Source organism: Lentibacillus persicus, from assembly GCF_900112705.1.
GTDB lineage: Bacteria > Bacillota > Bacilli > Bacillales > Amphibacillaceae > Lentibacillus > Lentibacillus persicus.
In genome coordinates, this window is sequence record NZ_FOMR01000015.1 from 48,194 (window position 1) to 64,743 (window position 16,550).

14 protein-coding genes, 2 rRNA genes and 1 other annotated feature are annotated in these 16,550 nt (G+C 44.2%); all 16 genes read right to left on the reverse strand.

Annotated features, from left to right (window positions below; all coding sequences use genetic code 11):
- Window positions 1-20: 20 nt before the first annotated feature.
- A complete protein-coding gene (gene sigH / locus BMZ22_RS15695; protein WP_090087341.1) occupies window positions 21-674 on the reverse strand; it encodes an RNA polymerase sporulation sigma factor SigH in 654 nt (217 codons plus the stop codon).
- A gap of 299 nt (window positions 675-973) precedes the next feature.
- Window positions 974-1,483: an NYN domain-containing protein gene (locus tag BMZ22_RS15700; protein ID WP_090087343.1), complete on the reverse strand. Its 510-nt coding sequence runs from the start codon at window positions 1,481-1,483 to the stop codon at window positions 974-976.
- A gap of 2 nt (window positions 1,484-1,485) precedes the next feature.
- Entirely contained in the window at window positions 1,486-2,229 is a 744-nt protein-coding gene (gene rlmB / locus BMZ22_RS15705) for a 23S rRNA (guanosine(2251)-2'-O)-methyltransferase RlmB (protein WP_090087346.1), read from the reverse strand.
- A gap of 1 nt (window position 2,230) precedes the next feature.
- Entirely contained in the window at window positions 2,231-2,629 is a 399-nt protein-coding gene (locus BMZ22_RS15710) for a Mini-ribonuclease 3 (RefSeq protein ID WP_090087349.1), read from the reverse strand.
- On the reverse strand, window positions 2,619-4,031 hold the full coding sequence (cysS, locus tag BMZ22_RS15715; RefSeq protein ID WP_090087351.1) for a cysteine--tRNA ligase: 1,413 nt from the start codon (window positions 4,029-4,031) through the stop codon (window positions 2,619-2,621). The genes BMZ22_RS15710 and cysS overlap by 11 nt, the downstream gene beginning before the upstream one ends.
- Complete coding sequence (epsC, locus tag BMZ22_RS15720; protein ID WP_177183471.1) at window positions 4,012-4,686, reverse strand: serine O-acetyltransferase EpsC; 675 nt, start codon at window positions 4,684-4,686, stop codon at window positions 4,012-4,014. Before epsC ends, cysS begins: the two co-directional genes overlap by 20 nt.
- Window positions 4,687-4,776: 90 nt before the next feature.
- Window positions 4,777-4,995 (reverse strand) — a binding site (T-box leader).
- Window positions 4,996-5,344: 349 nt separating this feature from the next.
- Entirely contained in the window at window positions 5,345-6,814 is a 1,470-nt protein-coding gene (gltX, locus tag BMZ22_RS15725) for a glutamate--tRNA ligase (RefSeq protein ID WP_090087354.1), read from the reverse strand.
- A gap of 180 nt (window positions 6,815-6,994) precedes the next feature.
- Window positions 6,995-8,095 (reverse strand): PIN/TRAM domain-containing protein, encoded by a 1,101-nt coding sequence (locus BMZ22_RS15730; RefSeq protein ID WP_090087375.1) that lies wholly within the window; start codon window positions 8,093-8,095, stop codon window positions 6,995-6,997.
- A 230-nt stretch (window positions 8,096-8,325) separates the two neighbouring features.
- Window positions 8,326-9,699 carry a DNA repair protein RadA gene (gene radA, locus BMZ22_RS15735; protein WP_090087357.1) on the reverse strand — a complete coding sequence of 458 codons (1,374 nt, stop codon included), beginning with the start codon at window positions 9,697-9,699 and terminating at the stop codon, window positions 8,326-8,328.
- A 380-nt stretch (window positions 9,700-10,079) separates the two neighbouring features.
- Window positions 10,080-12,512 carry an ATP-dependent Clp protease ATP-binding subunit gene (locus BMZ22_RS15740; RefSeq protein ID WP_090087358.1) on the reverse strand — a complete coding sequence of 811 codons (2,433 nt, stop codon included), beginning with the start codon at window positions 12,510-12,512 and terminating at the stop codon, window positions 10,080-10,082.
- Between the two features lie 15 nt (window positions 12,513-12,527).
- On the reverse strand, window positions 12,528-13,592 hold the full coding sequence (mcsB, locus tag BMZ22_RS15745) for a protein-arginine kinase McsB (protein ID WP_090087361.1): 1,065 nt from the start codon (window positions 13,590-13,592) through the stop codon (window positions 12,528-12,530).
- Complete coding sequence (mcsA, locus tag BMZ22_RS15750) at window positions 13,589-14,122, reverse strand: protein-arginine kinase activator protein McsA (protein WP_090087363.1); 534 nt, start codon at window positions 14,120-14,122, stop codon at window positions 13,589-13,591. The genes mcsB and mcsA overlap by 4 nt, the downstream gene beginning before the upstream one ends.
- A 12-nt stretch (window positions 14,123-14,134) precedes the next feature.
- Complete coding sequence (locus BMZ22_RS15755; RefSeq protein WP_090087366.1) at window positions 14,135-14,602, reverse strand: CtsR family transcriptional regulator; 468 nt, start codon at window positions 14,600-14,602, stop codon at window positions 14,135-14,137.
- A gap of 462 nt (window positions 14,603-15,064) precedes the next feature.
- Window positions 15,065-15,766 carry an MgtC/SapB family protein gene (locus tag BMZ22_RS15760; RefSeq protein WP_090087369.1) on the reverse strand — a complete coding sequence of 234 codons (702 nt, stop codon included), beginning with the start codon at window positions 15,764-15,766 and terminating at the stop codon, window positions 15,065-15,067.
- Between the two features lie 324 nt (window positions 15,767-16,090).
- Window positions 16,091-16,206 (reverse strand): 5S ribosomal RNA (gene rrf, locus BMZ22_RS15765).
- Between the two features lie 208 nt (window positions 16,207-16,414).
- A 23S ribosomal RNA gene (locus BMZ22_RS15770) occupies window positions 16,415-16,550 on the reverse strand; the annotation flags it as partial.

A 16,550-nucleotide genomic window follows, 5' to 3' on the forward strand; every position in this document is an offset into this window, starting at 1 on the left:
TAGATTTATGTGTCAACGGCTCAAGGAGTTCCTGCTTCCTTCGTTTCCAGCAATTGTTCCAATTTGCGTTTAATGCGCTGCAAAGCATTATCGATCGATTTGACATGACGTTTTAATTTAACTGAGATTTCCTGATAGGAGCATCCGTCCATGTATAAACGGAGCACTTCTTTTTCCAGGCTGCTCAACAGTTCTGACAGCTTTCCTTCCATGTCTGTAAATCTTTCTCGCTTGAGCAGTAATTCCTGTGGGTCAAAGGTTTTTGACTCAGCAACTATATCCAATAGTGTCCGGTCAGATTCATCATCATAAATTGGCTTATCCAATGATACGTAGGAGTTAAGCGGGGCGTGTTTCTGCCTGGTTGCCGTTTTAATAGCAGTGATAATCTGCCGGGTTACACACAGCTCGGCAAATGCTTTAAACGAAGAAAGCTTGTCCCCGTCATAATCGCGAATTGCTTTATATAGACCAATCATGCCTTCCTGGATAATATCTTCTTTATCAGCCCCAATGATAAAATAAGTCCGTGCTTTTGCACGTACGTAACTGATGTATTTATGAATTAAAAAGTCCAGCGCATGACTGTCTCCTTGGTGGATTAACTGTATAACGTCATTATCATCAAGCAATTCCAAGCTACGCTTATCTGCCTCAGCCAGCTTAACACTCACCTGAAAAACCCCCCGGCTTCACCGCTGTTGATTAAAGGTATTATACAGTAAGCGCTTCACACTAGTCAACATCGAATCTCGCGGCGCTTCCCCATTTGATAGAAAAACCGACGTATCCAGTTGACATTTTATAGTTGCTCCGGGCAGGCTGAAACTTTCTGCATCAGCAATCAGACGCGTTATTCATAATAACGGAAGTAAAAAGCCCGAATTCAAAAAGCCCCAGTAAAAAACTGAGACATTAATATAAAAATCTATTAGTTGAATACGTGCTGAAGATGTCACAAGCAGTCGAAACGTTATTCATCCCCGCGCCGCCATTTTTCAAACTTATCCAATATATGCTGGTCCAACGGGATTTTGGTTTTCGGTTTTACATTTTGATGCTGCTGAATTTCCTGCTTAATTTCCCGATCGATATCTTTTAATTCAATATATAATTCTCGCGCTGAAATCCTTAGAGCACCCCGTCCAAAAATTGTCCGCTGCTCAGCATAATCAGATGTTGCGACATACACTTGATTGATCACATTTTTGAGCTCTTTAACGATGCGTTCGATACACTCATCAGCCGTTTCATTTTCTTTCGTATAAATAATTTCAACTTTGTGTTCCTTAAGCCTGCTTTCAATACCTTTTACGTAATAGGCGTCGAATACGATAATGACGCGCATGCCGGTAAATGCCTGATAGTCCGCAAGCAGCTCAATCAGGCGGTCACGGGCCTGTCCGATATCTGTCTGCTTGATTCGCTTCAATTCTTCCCAGTCACCAATAATATTATAGCCGTCCACCACCAGAACATTCATCGCTATTCACCAACCGGAAACCTTTTGCGGTATACCTCATACAACAGCAGACTGCAGGCAACCGAAGCGTTCAAAGATGACACTTGCCCACGCATTGGAAGATTGACCGTCCAATCACATTTATCTGTCACCAGCCTGCTCATTCCCTTGCCTTCGTTGCCGATCACGAGCGCAATCGGCATCGTGCCATCAAGCAAGCGGTAATCTTCAGTTCCATCTGCTTCGGTTCCAACAACCCATATATGGCGATCTTTCAGCTCATCAATTGTATTGGCAATGTTCGTAACGCGGGCTACCGGGATATGCTCGAGTGCCCCTGCAGCCGTTTTGACCACAGCCCCGGTCAAACCGACCGACCGGCGCTTTGGAATGATGACGCCATGTGCTCCTGCGGCATCTGCACTTCGCAGTATCGACCCTAAGTTATGCGGATCCTCAAGTTGATCAAGCACAATTAAAAACGGCGCTTCCCCGCTGTTTTCGGCTTTGGAAAATAAATCTTCAAGCGATGCGTAGGTATAGGAGGCGACATAGGCAATGACACCCTGATGGTTTCCGGAAGCCACTTTATCGAGTTTTGATTTAGGCGTCTTTTGCAAAATTGTTCCGGCATTTTTGCTTAATGACTGCAGCTTTCCTACCATCGATTTGTTAAGATGCTCTGAGACCAATACTTTATTGACCGGTCTTCCGGATTCAAGCGCTTCGATAACGGCATTTTTTCCTATAATGATTTCCTGATCCATGTCAGCCTTGCCTCCCTTCAATAAACGCCACTGATGCCTGCAAAAGTTCCTCCAGTCTTCTCTCGTTGCCCAGCAGATGATGGTAGCCGATCAGCGCTTCAAACGCAGTGCTGTAACGATATGCCTGGACGCTTATATTCCGCGGGATTGTACCCGATTTAGCATTGCGTCCTCGTGCTGCGACTTTTTCTTCTTCATCGCTCAAAGCATCATTTTCCAGCCATTGCTTAATGACCGAGGCTTGAGCTTTTCCCGAAACAAACGTGACAGCTTCTTTATGCAACTGGTTCGGTTTTACTTTACCGTTTCTTAACAAATGTTCCCTTACATAAACTTCGTAAACGGCATCCCCCATGTATGCAAGCGCCAGGCTTTTCATCTGCTTGACATCAAGATTCATTGTCGCCTCGTTTCCACCGCGTGCCCTGCGGCGTATCCTCCAGAATAATATTCTTCTCTTTCAACGTATCACGAATTTCATCAGCCCGGTTAAAATCACGATTTTTTCGTGCTTCTGTCCGCTCCTTGATCAACGCATCAACCTCTTCATCCAGCAGTTCTTTCTCGTGTTCAATTTGGATGCCAAGCACATTCAAAATCGTATCGATGCTTTCCTGAAATGTCTCAATCACAGCGGTTGATGTTTGCTTTTCATCAAGATAACGGTTTGCTTCTTTCGTCAGTTCGAATAAAACAGATATGGCGTTAGCCGTATTCAAATCGTCATCCATAGCAGCTTCAAATTGTTCATTTAAATTATCAATCGTTTCGTGCCACACATCTGAACGATGTGTTAAGTTCATACTTGTTGCTTTGCGGTGCTCCAGATTCAAATAAGCATTTTTGACCCGATCCAGGCTGTTTTTAGATCCTTGCAGCAGTTCTTCTGTAAAGTTGATTGGATTGCGGTAATGAACACTCAGCATGAAAAACCGGACGACTTGCGGATCATGCTGGTTGATAATATCACGTGTCAGGACAAAATTCCCAAGCGATTTGGACATTTTTTCATTATCAATATTAATATACCCGTTATGCATCCAATAATGAGCAAACGGTTTTTCGTTCATGGATTCTGATTGCGCAATTTCATTTTCATGATGCGGAAACGTCAGATCCTGACCGCCTGCATGAATATCGATTGTTTCTCCCAGATATTTTTTAGCCATGGCCGAGCATTCAATATGCCAGCCCGGGCGGCCCTGTCCCCATGGGGAGTCCCAGGCGATTTCATCTTCTTTTACTTTTTTCCATAAAGCAAAATCGAGCGGGTCCTCTTTTTTCTCACCGACTTGAATCCGTGCCCCTGACCTCAATTCATCGATTGATTGGTGTGATAATTTACCGTAGCCGTCAAAGGAACGCGGTTTAAAATAAACATCGCCATCAACTTCATAGGCATAGCCTTTATCAATCAGATTGGCAATGAAGTCAATAATGTCATCCATTGTTTCTGTTACACGCGGGTTATAAGTCGCCTTCTTGACACCCAGCGCGCCGATATCTTCCAAATAAGCATCAATGAACCGGTTAGCCACATCCGGCACTTGCTCACCCAATTCATTGGCCGCCTTAATAATTTTGTCATCCACATCCGTGAAGTTTAAAACGTAATCGACCTGATACCCTTTGTACTCAAAATAGCGCCGAACGGTATCAAACACAATTGCCGGGCGGGCGTTTCCGATATGAATGTAATTATACACCGTCGGACCGCATACATACATGCGCACTTTGTCGTCTTCAAGCGGTTTAAAGGGTTCTTTCTCCTGTGTCAGTGTATTATAAATCGTGATTGCCATTGTGCTTCACTTCCTTTAACTTTTCGATCTCCTCTTTAAGTACATCAATTTCCTGCTGCAGCCTGTCGCAGCGATCAGCAACCGGATCGGGAATTTTGTGATGATCAAGGTTGTTGCTATTACGTACCTTTTCCCCATTCTGGACGACAACAGTCCCTGGTACACCTACAACCGTCGAATGGTCGGGCACATCTTTTAAAACAACCGATTGGGCACCAATTTTAGAGCCGTATCCAATTGTGATGTTCCCCAGTACCTTTGCACCGGTGGTGACGGTGGCGTTATCAAGGACTGTCGGGTGACGTTTGCCTTTTTCTTTGCCTGTACCACCCAGTGTCACGCCCTGAAAAAGCGTGACATTATCACCGATTTCTGTCGTTTCACCGATGACAACGCCCATGCCGTGGTCGATGAAAAATTTTCTCCCGATTTGGGCGCCCGGATGAATTTCAATACCGGTGAAAAATCGGCTCAGTTGTGAGATTGCCCGTGCGATAAAAAACATGCGGCGCTTAAAGAAAAAGTGTGCTACACGATGCGACCATATCGCGTGCAAACCCGAATATGTCAAAAACACCTCTATATATGACCGTGCGGCAGGATCCTGCTCAAACACAACATCCATATCTTCTTTCAGTCGCTTAAAAATGCTCATTGAAAGCCCTCCCCTCCAAGGTCTTTTTTTCTATCTCTATCTTCAGACTCATTTATGTTATAAAAAATAAGCGTCTCTGTGTAACGATTACACAGAGACGCTTATAACGCGGTTCCACTCTGTTTGGAGAAAATCGGCTTTCTCCCGGCTTCATCTCTGTTAACGGCAGAGGACCGCCGTTATATACTTGCTTTCCATAACGGGCTCCAAGGTGCATTTCAAAAACGGTGCTCAGAATCACTTCCAGCCGATGATGATTCTCTCTGGGTAAGCAGAGCGTTTCCTACTTCTCCTTGTCAATGCTCAGTATTAATATGTTTAACGGGCTATTCTCCTAGTGCTTATCAATTTACAAAAGATGCGGCTCACATAAATAGTTGAGTGCTACGACACCGCTCCGGAAATACACTACGCTTTCCGCGGGCGGCTGGTGAGCCCCCTTGCGCTAGCGCGCTTCGGTGTCTCACCTATGCCTTTGTTCCCGCAGGAGTCTCCGTGTATTTCCTTCGCTAAAAAGATATTTGATTGAAACAGGGACCACTCTTGTCACTGGGTCGCAGTTTATGGGCTTAGGTTAAACCTTTACTTTTCAAAAATCACTTCTCAAAGACAGTTTGTATGTTATTACTATATTACATTAAACGGCAAATGTGAATTATTAAGCTCCGAGCTGTTTGAGAAGGTGGTCAAGCCGTGACACAATCGTATCTCTGCCCAGCAATTCAATTGCCATTGGCAGCTCCGGCCCGTGTGTCTGCCCGGTTACCGCAACACGGATTGGCATAAACAGTTTTTTACCGCGATGGCCGGTTTCCTTTTGAGTAGCCTTGATTTGCTGCTTAATAGCATCTTTCTCAAAATCATCCAAATGAATCAGCTTGTCTGTAAATACTTGCAGCACTTCCGGTACTTGTTCCTGTTGCAGCACATCCATCGCACCTTCATCGTAATGAATGGTTTCGTTAAAGAATAACTCAGTTAATTCGACAATTTCCGCTCCGTATCGCAGTTGTTCCTGATACAGTGCAATGATCTTCTCAGCCCATTCACGCGTTTCTTCGTTCATATTTTCCGGCAGTCTGCCCGCCTCTACAAGATGTGGCATTGCCAGTTCAATAATGCGCTCCGTGTCAGCTGCTTTAATATATTCATTGTTCATCCACTTCAGCTTATGACGATCAAAAATGGCGGCTGATGTTGATAATCGCTCAGGATCAAAGATCTCTATCAGCTCGTCCTTCGTAAAGATTTCTTCTTCCCCTGTAGGCGACCAGCCAAGCAATGTAATGAAATTAAACAGCGCTTCAGGCAAATAACCTAAATTGCGGTACTGTTCAATGAACTGCAAAATGTGCTCATCCCGCTTGCTTAACTTTTTACGTTCTTCATTCAGAATGAGTGTCATATGACCAAAATTAGGCGCATCCCAGCCAAAGGCTTCATAAACCATCATCTGCTTCGGTGTGTTTGATATATGCTCTTCCCCGCGCAGTACGTCCGTAATTTCCATCAAGTGGTCATCAATGGCAACCGCAAAGTTATAAGTTGGTGCACCATTTTTCTTAACGATGACCCAGTCACCAAAATCACTGGATTCAAAGGTAATGTCACCGCGTACAATATCATTGAACGTATATGATTTGTTTTCGGGCACACGCAAACGGATGCTTGGCTTACGTCCTTCCTGTTCGAACGCTTCAATCTGTTCCTGGGTTAAGTTGCGATGTGCACCGGAGTATTTTGGCACCTGGCCTTTGGCGCGCTGCTCTTCGCGTTCCTGATCCAGCTCTTCTTCCGTCATGTAGCATTTGTAAGCGAGCCCTCTTTCAAGAAGTTCGTCAACGTATCTCTGATATATTTCAAGCCGCTCCATCTGACGGTACGGACCATAATCACCGCCGACATCAGCACCTTCATCCCATTCGATGCCGAGCCATTTCAGATACAACATCTGACTTTCTTCTCCGCCTTCTACATTCCGCTTATCATCGGTATCCTCAATCCGGATAATAAACTTTCCATCGAAGTGTTTCGCATATAAATAATTGAATAAGGCGGTGCGGGCGTTTCCAATGTGCAAATGACCTGTTGGACTCGGCGCATAACGTACACGGACCTGGTTCGTCATGGTGGTACCCCTTCCTTTAGTTAAGTAGTCTGGCATTGCTTCCTATGATCCCGGAAAAGAAATCAACATTGCAATGTCACCGTTTTGCATTATGTTACAACATTCGTCTTTTAAACACGATTAAAAGTGATAACAGCGGACGTTATCACTTTTATGGTTCCTCTATAAGTTATACCGTGTTTACTGCGCTTTTTCAAGTAATTTTGGTTTGGCAAATATCATTCTGCCCGCAGAAGTCTGCAGCACACTCGTAATCAGTACTTCAACTTTTTTGCCGATATAATCATGACCTTCTTCGACAACAATCATCGTGCCATCATCCAGATAGGCAATGCCCTGATTCTGTTCCTTGCCGTCTTTTATCACTTGAACCATGAGTTCTTCACCCGGAAGAACAACCGGTTTAACGGCATTCGCCAAGTCATTAATGTTCAACACCGGGACTTCCTGCAAGTCACAAACTTTATTTAAATTAAAATCGTTGGTGACAACAATACCGTCGATAACTTTTGCAAGTTTAATCAGTTTACTGTCAACTTCCGGGATATCCTCAAAATCACCTTCATAAATCTCGACAACTACAGGCAATTCTTTCTGAATCCGGTTAAGAACATCAAGCCCTCTGCGACCGCGGTTTCGCTTCAAAACATCCGAGGAATCAGCAATATGCTGCAACTCACCCAGAACGAACTGCGGAATAACAATCGTGCCTTCAAGAAAGTTTGTCTGACAGATATCGGCGATACGCCCGTCGATAATCACACTCGTATCCAAAATTTTGGATTTGGGCTGTTTTTTCGCCTGCGGTGTCTCACCATCTGAGGACCGCTTTTTCTCGCGCTCTTTGCGATTGAAATTAAGTAAACTAATGATTTCATCCCGTCGTCTGAAGCCAACCTGAAAGCCTAAATAGCCAAGCAAAATTGTAATAAAGAGCGGCAGCACCTGCGAAACAAGATAAATATTAATATCAGTCAGCGGTATGTTTACCAAATAAGCAATAAACAATCCGGCTATCAAGCCCAGGCTGCCGATAAGCAAGTCCCCGACCGGCACTCGAATCAAAGCTTCTTCCACCCAACGTAAAAACCCGACAATATGTCCCGCGATAAAATAAGATAAAACAAATAATATAATTGCACCTGAAATCATGCCTAAATAAGGGGATGCGGCCCATGTTGCGTCGGTAAATTCAAGCATGTTGACAATATCCGGAACATACAAATATCCAATGGTACCTCCACTAATAATGAAAAATAAATGGACGATCTTTTTTAGCACCACTGCTCACCTCCTACCATTTATTATTACCCATTTTCTGTATAATAACCATCGATGTCCAGATGAAATATAGCTTAACACTAAAAGCCTACCATAACTGTTAAAATGAGTCAATTTAGAAAATAATATATAATATCACACTTTTTACTAAAATGTCAATCTGTACATGCTGACGTTCCGCACTTTTATGCACGAAACAGGGGCCGTCAACTGCGGGGCCGGCTTTCCATTTAGCGGACCAGCCCTTCATCCAGGGCTTCCTGTACTGTGTTGACGCCGATAACCTCAATTGTTTCAGGGGGGGTCCATCCTTCCAGATTTTTCTGAGGACACACAACGCGTTTAAAACCTAGTTTGGCTGCCTCCTGCACGCGCTGTTCAATGCGGGAAATACGCCTGATTTCACCGGTCAGCCCAACTTCGCCAATCACAATATCTTCTGGTTTCGTCGGCTGATTCCGGAAGCTGGATGCTATGCTGACAGCCAGAGCAAGATCAATGGCTGGTTCATCAAGTTTAACGCCCCCGGCAACCTTAATATAGGCATCCTGATTTTGCAGCATCAGTCCCACACGTTTCTCCAATACCGCCATCAAAAGCGGCACACGATTCGTATCAATGCCGGTCGCCATTCTCCGCGGGTTGCCGAAACTTGTCGGCGAAATCAGCGCCTGTATCTCAACCAGAACAGGGCGCGTCCCTTCCATCGAAGCAACGACTGTCGAACCGGCAGCTCCCTGTGAACGTTCCTCCAGAAATATCTCAGAAGGGTTCATAACTTCCCGCAAACCCTCCTCTTTCATTTCAAAAATACCCATTTCGTGCGTACTGCCAAAACGATTCTTCACGCTGCGTACAATACGGTAAGTATGGTGACGTTCCCCTTCAAAATAGAGCACAGCATCAACCATATGCTCAAGCATACGCGGTCCGGCAATCGCACCTTCTTTGGTGACGTGGCCGACAATAAAGATAGGGATGCCATTTGATTTGGCTACACGCATCAGTTCACTTGTGCTTTCACGCACCTGAGAAACGCTTCCGGGAGCACTTGATATTTCTTCACGGTAAATCGTCTGGATTGAATCAATCACGACTAATGCAGGTTTTGTTTGTTCAATTTGGTTGACGATATCAAATAAATTTGTCTCGGCTAAAACATATAATAAATCTGACGTAACACCAAGCCTGTCTGCACGAAGTTTTGTCTGCCGGACAGACTCCTCCCCTGATATATATAAGACAGGCAAATGCTTATCAGCTAACTGAGATGATATTTGCAGCAATAATGTGGACTTTCCGATTCCCGGATCCCCGCCAATTAAAGCCAATGACCCCGGTACAATGCCGCCGCCAAGCACACGGTTAAATTCATTCATTGACGTTGTCATACGCGGTTCTTTTTGTGTTTCGACCGACGTTATGCTTTCAGGCTGATGTTTCGTTTTGGTATCTCTCGTCATTGTATGCCTGTTGCCTGCGGGAGATGCTTCCATTTCTTCAACGAGTGTATTCCAGTTATTGCAGCCAGGACACTTGCCCATCCATTTAGCAGATTCATAGCCGCATTCCTGGCAAACATACTTCATTTTGCGTTTAGCCAATACGATCCTTCCCCTTCGCTTATAGTCTCTATTATATACGAATGACATCACATGAAGGTTACAGCAGTCTATCATTTTCATAAAGTTTATTCCATAATTATTCCACAAAGCGCTTGTATTACCAGACGACAGGTTCTGTTAGAGCCGAAAAGAGTGTGGAACATAACTTTTGAATAAAACATAAACGACGAACAATAAGAGGAAGCGGACGGCTGGCAAGCCCCCTCGTGCCAAGGCACTTCGGGGTCTAGCCTAAGCCTTTTTTCCCGCAGGAGTCTACGCATATTTCCTGCGCTAACCTATCTTATCGTTCGTCGTTTAATTTACGTTTGAACCTTTTGTTCCAGGCACTTTTCATGTCAGTTAACTATTTTCATTGTCTAGGACAAAATTGTAAATTCGCCTTTGTTGTTTAAGCCGATTTTTACTTTTTCGCCTTTCTTAAAGTTTTCCTGAAGCAGTTCTTCAGACATAAGATCTTCTATATTTTTCTGAATTGACCGGCGCAGCGGTCTTGCACCATATTCCGGGTCAAACCCTTCATTGGCAATCTTCTCGACAGCTTTATCCGTCAATGAAAATTCGATTTCCTGCTCTTTCAAGCGGTTCTGCAGTTGTTTAAGCATGAGATTGACGATATATTTCATGTGTTTTCTCTCGAGTGAGTGGAACACAATTGTTTCGTCCACGCGGTTTAAAAACTCCGGACGGAAGGCTTTCTTCAGCTCATCTGTCACTTTCTTCTTCATATCTTGATAATCCTGCTCTTTATCTTCATCGAGTGTAAAGCCGACATATTTGTTCTGCTTAAGCTCATTTGCCCCAACGTTTGATGTCATAATTAAAACCGTGTTGCGGAAGTCGACTAAACGCCCTTTTGAATCTGTCAGTCGTCCGTCCTCAAGCACTTGCAGCAAGATGTTGAAAACTTCCGGATGGGCTTTCTCCACTTCATCCAGTAACACGACTGAATATGGTTTAGTACGGACTTTTTCCGTAAGCTGTCCACCTTCTTCATAGCCAACATATCCTGGTGGTGAGCCTACCAAACGGGAAGTGGCGTGTTTTTCCATATACTCTGACATATCAATTCGAATCATCGCTTCTTCATCAGCAAACATCGCCTCAGCCAAAGCGCGGGCAAGTTCCGTTTTACCGACCCCGGTTGGACCGAGGAAAATAAACGAACCAATCGGCCGTTTTGGATCTTTCAGCCCTGCTCGTGCACGGCGAATCGCTTTTGCCACTGCATTAACAGCTTCATCCTGGCCAATGACCCGGTTATGCAGTGTGTCTTCCAAATGCAAGAGCCGCTCGCTCTCATCTTTCGTCATGCTGGTCACAGGTACACCTGTCCAAATCGAAACGACTTTAGCAATATCTTCAGTCGTCACTTCTGAGTCTTTCTGACCTTGTTTTTGTTTCCATTCATTTTTCGTTTCTTCCAATTCCTCGCGCAGATGCTGCTCAGAATCCCTCAATGATGCAGCTTTTTCAAACTCCTGACCCTGTACGGCGGAATCTTTTTCCTTTCGCACATCTTCAAGTTTCTGCTCGAGTTCTTTTAAGTTTGGCGGCACCGTATACGAGCTCAGACGGACTTTCGATCCTGCTTCGTCAATCAAATCGATTGCTTTATCCGGCAGGAAACGATCCGTAATATAACGGTTTGATAAATTAGCAGCCGCTTCAATGGCATCATCTGTAATCGTTACACGGTGATGCGCCTCATAACGGTCACGCAGCCCTTTTAAAATTTCAATGGTCTCTTCCAAGGTTGGCTCATCCACTTGAACCGGCTGGAATCTGCGCTCAAGTGCGGCATCTTTTTCAATGTATTTTCGATACTCATCCAGTGTGGTGGCACCGATGCATTGCAGATCCCCTCGGGCCAGTGCAGGCTTCAGAATATTGGATGCATCAATTGCTCCTTCTGCGCCCCCTGCACCAATTAATGTGTGCAATTCATCAATAAATAGAATAATATTCGTCGCCTGACGGATTTCTTCCATCACTTTTTTAAGACGGTCCTCAAATTCCCCGCGGTATTTGGTGCCAGCAACAACGGTCCCCATATCAAGGGTCATCACACGTTTATCGCGCAATATCTCCGGCACTTCATTATTCACAATTTGCTGGGCAAGTCCTTCTGCCACCGCTGTTTTACCAACACCCGGCTCACCAATCAGCACAGGGTTATTTTTTGTCCGGCGGCTTAACACCTGGATTACCCGCTCAATCTCACTGCCGCGCCCGATAACAGGGTCAACATTTCCGTCTTTGGCACTTTCAGTCAAATCCCGTGCAAGCGAATCCAGCGTCGGTGTATTGGCATTTGACGACTGGGCACCACGGCCTTGCCTTCCAGCCTGGGATTCGTTGCTTCCCAGAAGCTGAAGCACTTGCTGGCGTGCTTTGTTAAGACTGACGCCAAGGTTATTCAGAACACGCGCTGCAACGCCTTCGCCTTCCCGAATAAGCCCTAACAGAATATGCTCGGTGCCGACATAGGAATGACCGAGCTTGCGTGCTTCATCTTGAGACAGTTCAACTACTTTTTTCGCTCGCGGTGTGTAATGAATTGTCTGCATCGGCTGTTTGCCGGTGCCAATCAGTTTTTCTACTTCCTGCTGTATTTTAGATACTTCAAGACCCAGGGACTCGAGGGCTTTAGCAGCAATCCCGTTGCCTTCACGCACAAGACCAAGCAATACATGCTCTGTACCGATATTGTTATGGCCGAGTCTTACTGCTTCTTCCTGGGATAATGCCAATACTTTTTGTGCTCGTTCAGTGAAACGTCCAAACATCATATAATTTCCTCCTAGCTATGTCTCTAATTGTACCCGTTCACGAATGAGTGACGCTCTTAGCACATCCCGCTCATTCGGAGTCAATGTTTTTTTGGCATATTGCTGCAAAAATCCTGGCTGAGTCAGTACCATTAACTCGTTTAATATATTACGTGATACATTTTCAATAATTCCTAAATCAATTCCCAACCGTACATCAGACAAACATTTTGCTGCTTCTTTGGATTCGATAATCCGGCTGTATGCCAACACACCATAAGAACGGTAAATCCGGTCTTCGAGGCGTGTAATCGACTGTTCCATCATGTGATTTCTGGCGTTTCGTTCATGCTCGATCAGTTCCCGGACGACGCTGCGCAGATCATTTACGATATCTTCTTCAGACTTGCCAAGTGTTATCTGGTTGGATATTTGAAAGATATTTCCTGTTGCTTCGCTGCCTTCTCCATAAATACCCCGGACAACCAATCCAAGCTGATTGATGGCAGGTATCATGCGTTTAATCTGTTTCGTCCAGGAAAGTGCAGGCAAATGCATCATGACTGAAGCACGCATGCCTGTTCCCACATTTGTCGGACACCCCGTCAGATAGCCTCTTGTTTCATCAAATGCGTAATCAATTTTTTCTTCCAGCCAGTCATCAAGCTCAAACACTTTTTCAAGTGCATGATTCAGCTGAAAGCCCGGAAAATACAGTTGAAGACGTAAATGGTCTTCTTCATTGACCATGATTGACACTTGCTCATTCTCAGAGATAAGCACCGCGGATGCTTGATTTTTTTCTGCCAAATGCGGGCTGATCAAGTGTTTTTCTACTAAGACACGTCTTTCAATAGGTGTGAGATTATGAATAGGAACAAATGAAAAATTACGGTAATCCTGAAATGATTGGTCCTCGTACTCTTGTTGAATAAACGTGTTGATATGCTGGAGGTCATTCTCGTTGGCGATTATTGGAAATGAATATTGAGCAAAGTTGCGTGCCAGCCGTATCCTGGTGCTTAGTACGATATCGCTGTCAGGACCTTCTTCCCGCATCCACGGGCTTATTGCCTCGTTCATGAATTGCTGCAATGTCATTTGTCATCACCCCGCGTCTGTTGTTCCAGCTCCTTAATCTTATCACGGACCCTGGCAGCGTCTTCAAAAGCTTCGTTCTTTATCAGACGCTGTAACTCTTCCTTGTACTCCTCGACTTGTTTCTGGACACGTATATTTCCGCCGGCCCGCGCAGGGATCTTGCCATGATGTGTCATGTTACCGCTGTGAACGCGGCGGAATATAGGGTCCAAGTGATCAGAAAATGTCTCGTAGCACGTCGAACAGCCAAATTTTCCAATGCGTTTAAACTCCGAAAGAGGCATGTCACATTGCGGACATGATACTTCCTCCTTCGTGTGTGGGCTTCCTGATGGGTTTTGTTTGCTTTCAAATGTTGTATTTAACAATCCTGACAACAGGTGGTGCAGCGAATACCCTTCTTCAGGATAAGTCATATAACCTTTTTCTTTGGCGCAGACTTCACAAACATAAACTTCTGTTTTATTCCCATTAATGACCTGGGTGAAATGGAGCGCTGCCGGACGCTGATGACATTCCTGGCATTCCATAGACTCCCCCCCTTATTTATTTAAATATTTCAAGGTCGACAGAACTGAGGTTAAAATACGTGCACGGACTTCATCCCGCAAAGGCAGCTGAAAAGCAAGCGTTTCTCTGTTAATGACGCTTAACATAATTTTCGCTTCTCGTTCAGTGACCAATTCTTCTTCCAGAAGTCGTTCGAGCACATCCATCGCAGCCTGCTGGGAGACGGCGGGATTAATCATTTCAATAATATCATCGATTAGTTCAGCCCGGTCCTGGTGCTGAATCCGTATTATTCGGATATAACCGCCGCCACCGCGTTTACTTTCTACTATATATCCTTTTTCCACAGTGAAACGTGTTTTAATCACATAATTGATTTGTGATGGTACACACTGAAATTCTTCAGCAAGTTCGCTTCGCTTGATGTCAATTGTATCTTTACCGGCTGACTCTAAAATTTGCTTTAAGTGCTGTTCTATTATATCTGAGATGTTACGCATATACCATCCTCCTCTCCATCACAGGAATGCTCTTACAACTATTTAATGGGAACATTCTTATGTTTTTGACTTTGACTAACTTTGACTTTGATTACATTATACGATATATGTACGAAGATGCAAATAAATTCTATTCCTATTTTAGACAATTTGTAACGAAATGAAACGTCTGAGTCTTAAAGCACACCGCACGATATAAACACCCCATTTGTCAAAGAGGCTGGGACAAAAGGTTTAAAGATAAATGAAAAGACGAACGATAATTAGGAAAGGAAGCGGGATACGCCGCTCCGGAAATATGCTTCGCTTTCCGCGGGCGGCTGTTGAGCCAACTCGTGCCAAAGCACTTCGTTGTCTCACCTATGCCTCTCTTCCCGCAGGAGTCTCTGCATATTTCCTCCGCTAACCTTGATTATAGTTCGTCTTTTATATTGGATATATAAGTTATGTTCCAGCTTCCTGTTACTTTCGTGATGAGATGCTTTTTACGTGTTCTATCTGAGATAGGTTTTCAAATAATACGGTACGATTTAAATTTTTGTCAGGGTCAATCGTGACGGCAATATTTCTCAAATCGTCGTCGATTCGATCGATTTCAACCTTCTTTATTGTCAGTGAATACGATTCAAGCGTCGAGATAACACGATTAACTTCCAATCCCGGCCAAACTGTAAGTTCAATTTTGTTCGAATGGCCTTTCCTGAATCGTTTCTCAAAATTATTCAGAAATACCAGGCTCAGCAAAATAATAACAGTGGTAAACACAGCTGCAGCATACATGCCGGCCCCTACCACAAGACCAAGCCCTGCAACTGTCCATATCGAAGCAGCTGTCGTAAGTCCTCTGATCGTCATGCCATTAACTATAATAGTACCTGCCCCAAGAAAACCGATTCCGCTGATAACATATGATGGAATGCGCGCAGGGTCGAATCGAATATTATCATATGATTGGATAAAAGCTTCAAACCCGTATAACGATAAAAGCATCATAAGGCAAGCGCCAACCCCTACCAAAATATGCGTCCGAAAACCTGCTGAATGGTTTTTCAATTCCCGCTCAAATCCAATAAGCCCGGACAGGAGTAACGCAATTAGCAGGCGTATCATAATAATAGTGAAATTCTCCCCAACAAGTTCATCCAGATATTCTATATACTCCATAGGCTAACCAACACTCCTTCTTACTCATATATATCCTGACATTGTATATGAAATGAAAAAATCGGTGTAAAAAACCTTTAATCGTTCGATAAAGCACAAGTTATTTAAAGCTATGACGGTTCCTGAACAACAGAATCTGCATGAATAATCGGCTAATAAGTAAAAAACACGGGTGAAATCTATCGTTTTATATAGGTTATAATACTGAACAACTATTGTTTCATTTCATTAATGGAAAAACCCTTTTGCATGTTTAAACAGCTTAAAAATATTGGCATAAAACAAAAAGACTGATCTCATTTTGAAATCAGCCTCTTGTTTATTGCCTGGCGGCGTCCTACTCTTGCAGGGGTTAGACCCCAACTACCATCGGCGCTGGAGAGCTTAACTACTGTGTTCGGCATGGGAACAGGTGTGACCTCTCCGCTATCGCTACCAGACCTACACGATGTCGATTATCCGGTATTGTTCACAGGATGTGAACGGAATTAACCGAACTCCCTTTTGTCATATGCTGTTGATTGATTGTCCGTTTTGACGGACAAGAATCATTATAGGCATTTTTGATGAAAAATGCAAGGGTTTTTGAAAAATTTGTACCCTGAAAACTAAATAAGAGCGTTAGTCGACATTCAACGTGGTTGTGGGTTAGTTAAGTCCTCGATCGATTAGTATCCGTCAGCTCCACGTGTCGCCACGCTTCCACCTCGGACCTATCAACCTCATCGTCTCTGAGGGATCTTACTCACTTAACGTGATGGGAAGTTTCATCTTGAGGAGGGCT